The organism is Virgibacillus carmonensis, from assembly GCF_057836705.1.
In genome coordinates, this window is record NZ_JBYQFJ010000153.1 from 1 (window position 1) to 713 (window position 713).

Below are 713 nucleotides of genomic sequence, written 5' to 3' on the forward strand. Positions count from 1 at the left end.
TGCCGTTCGTGTTGATACATCGGAAGGTTTTGAACTCTGCCCAGCCGATACCTGCAAGGTTGATGATTTATTCTGCCCTGTTGGCGATGAGACACCTGAAAAACCAAAGTTTCAAATAATCAATGACTTCCAGGATCCAATTATCGAAAAATATGAGACATTCCTAAGAAATAATGATATTCAAGTAGCAGGAATTGAATTTATTTACGATCAAAACGGTGAAATTTTCACCTATGATATCAATACCAATACAAACTATAATTCTGATGCCGAAGCACAAGCGGATAAATATGGCATGCTGGAATTAGCAAAGTATCTGGGTAATCAATTGAATGTTGTAAATAGTTAATTCGTGGCCCCCTTCTTATCGGTTGTGGGGCTTTTTTCTATTCAAATTGCTATCCTGTGATAAAATTAAACTATACGATTTTTGAACCCCCTTAAGAAAGGTTGATAGATAAATGGTTAATTCAAATACTGTGAAACTAACATCATTATCGTCCAAAGGAGGCTGCGGATGTAAAATTGGCCCCGCTGATTTAGATCAAGTTCTTCGTAAACTGCCATCAGCCAATCCAAATCCGAACGTACTGGTAGGACTTGACACGAGTGATGATGCTGGTGTCTATAAATTAAGCGATGACATCGCAATGGTACAAACCGTAGACTTTTTCACCCCCATTGTCGATGATCCCTACGCGTTTGGTCAAATT

General features: G+C 38.6%; 2 pseudogenes. Both read left to right on the forward strand.

Features of this window, described 5'->3' with window-relative positions:
• A pseudogene (locus tag AC3G7N_RS21065) lies at window positions 1-349 on the forward strand (alpha-L-glutamate ligase); the annotation flags it as partial.
• Window positions 350-461: 112 nt separating this feature from the next.
• Window positions 462-713 (forward strand): annotated as a pseudogene (locus AC3G7N_RS21070) (selenide, water dikinase SelD); the annotation flags it as partial.